At 56.8% G+C, this 1,785-nt stretch carries 2 protein-coding genes and 1 pseudogene; 2 read left to right on the top strand and 1 reads right to left on the bottom strand.

Going from position 1 to position 1,785, the window contains the following annotated elements; all coding sequences use genetic code 11:
- Positions 1–493 (bottom strand): methane monooxygenase/ammonia monooxygenase subunit B (locus ACREAY_RS11645; RefSeq protein WP_431755934.1); only part of this gene is annotated, 493 nt, incomplete at its 3' end.
- A gap of 107 nt (positions 494–600) precedes the next feature.
- Here ACREAY_RS11645 and radA point away from each other — a divergent pair.
- Together radA and ACREAY_RS11635 are read left to right on the top strand one after the other, a co-directional pair.
- Positions 601–1,575 carry a DNA repair and recombination protein RadA gene (radA, locus tag ACREAY_RS11640; protein ID WP_431755933.1) on the top strand — a complete coding sequence of 325 codons (975 nt, stop codon included), beginning with the start codon at positions 601–603 and terminating at the stop codon, positions 1,573–1,575.
- A gap of 37 nt (positions 1,576–1,612) precedes the next feature.
- Positions 1,613–1,785 (top strand): annotated as a pseudogene (locus ACREAY_RS11635) (50S ribosomal protein L21); the annotation flags it as partial.

Below are 1,785 nucleotides of genomic sequence, written 5' to 3'. Positions count from 1 at the left end.
GGTATACAATGCTGCTCATCGGGATTGGCTTCAGGATTGCATCGCCACTGACGTTTACAGTCTGGCCCCTACCGAGACCTGGACCCACGTGCTCGACGTTAAGCTGCGTATGTACGTGGTATGTTCCTGGTTCAAGTGCCTTTACAGTGATTGAGTACGGGACTGTTGCACCTGCCGGGATGTCGAAAATGTTTCCTGGTGGATCTCTGGCCAAGAACTCCCATCTGTTGCCAGCGTTTTCAGATTCGCTGAACAGAGAGAGCCAGCCCCTGAGTTCCCTGTTGACCAAGCTTTTCATCTCGCCAGTTACGGTAAGCTCTTCGCCAGTAGTTAAGGTGTTGTCAGAGAACTGCTCGTTGTCGATTCTGATGAATCTAGACTGCAGCTGTGCCTGCACACCGTGCGCGTCAGCGCTCGGCAGGTAGGCTACTACGGCGGACAGCACCATGACTGTTGCAAGAGCCGTTACGACCAAAGTCTTGCTTTGCATCATATCCCTCTATCTTAGCCATAGCAGAAGGAAGATGGATATATACTTTTTTGCCCCCGCCGAGCACGCCCAATACTAATTAGTAGCCGGCTTGCACAAGGAGATGAAACTTGGCAGACGACAGCAAGCTTGCACTCTCGGCCATCGAAGACATCGGGCCGGCCACGGAAAAGCGCCTGAAAGAGGCGGGCTTTCGCTCCATCAAGGACCTGCTGGTCCGCGGCCCCGTCGACGTTGCGGAGGCCACGGGGATGGAGATGGACGAGTGTGTCGAGATATGCAATAAAGCTAGGCTGGCGCTGCAGGAACTGGGCGTCATCGACCGCAGTTTCGTGAGCGCCACGAGCCTGTACGAAAAGAGGCGCGAAGGCGAGCGCATATCGGCAGGGGGGCGGAACTTTGACGACCTGCTCGGAGGCGGCGTGGAAACCAAGGCAGTGACGGAGGTGTATGGCGAGTTTGGCACCGGCAAGACGCAACTGTGCCACACGCTCTGCGTGCTGGTGCAGCAGGAAAAAAAGGCAGGCGGGCTTGCAGGCAGGGCGATCTACGTCGATACTGAAAACACGTTTCGGCCAGAGCGCATCGTATCGATTGCAAAGGCGCGGGGGCTTGACGCCGACAAGGCGCTGGCCGGCATCATCGTCGCCAAGGCGTACAACAGCGCCCACCAGGAGCTGATAATAGAAGAGACGGGTCCTGTCATCGAGGAAAACGGGATAAAGCTGGTGGTAGTCGATTCTGCCGTGGCGCACTATCGCGCCGAGTTCCTAGGCAGGGCGACCTTGTCAGAGCGGCAGCAGCGGCTGAACAAGTTCATGCACATCCTGGTGAGGCTGGCAGAGACTTATGAAGTCGCAGTAGTCGTCACGAACCAGATACAGTCCTCGCCGGACGCATACTTTGGCGACTCTGCCCGGCCGACGGGGGGCAACGTCGTGGCGCACACCTCGACTTACCGCATATACCTGAAGCGCTCGTCGGGCAAGAACAGGATAGCGAGGATGGTCGACAGCCCGTACCACGCCGAGCGGGAGGTTTTGTTTACGCTTGCCGACAGGGGCATAGCCGACGTGGACGGCTAGGATGACTTAAATTAAGGCAGGGGCGCTCAAATCCAATATGCCACGTTCGCACGGTACACGCAGAAAGGCCCGCTCTATACTGACAAAGGACAACGTAGTCAGGGGCATATCTTACCTGCTTCACGATCACAAGGTTGGAGACAAAGTTATCATTGACATTGACCCGCGAGAGCACGACACCATGCCTCACAGGCGCTTCCACGGCAGGAT

The sequence above is a fragment of the Nitrososphaera sp. genome (assembly GCF_050748925.1).
GTDB lineage: Archaea > Thermoproteota > Nitrososphaeria > Nitrososphaerales > Nitrososphaeraceae > Nitrososphaera.
This window is presented reverse-complemented; position numbering and strand designations above follow the sequence as displayed.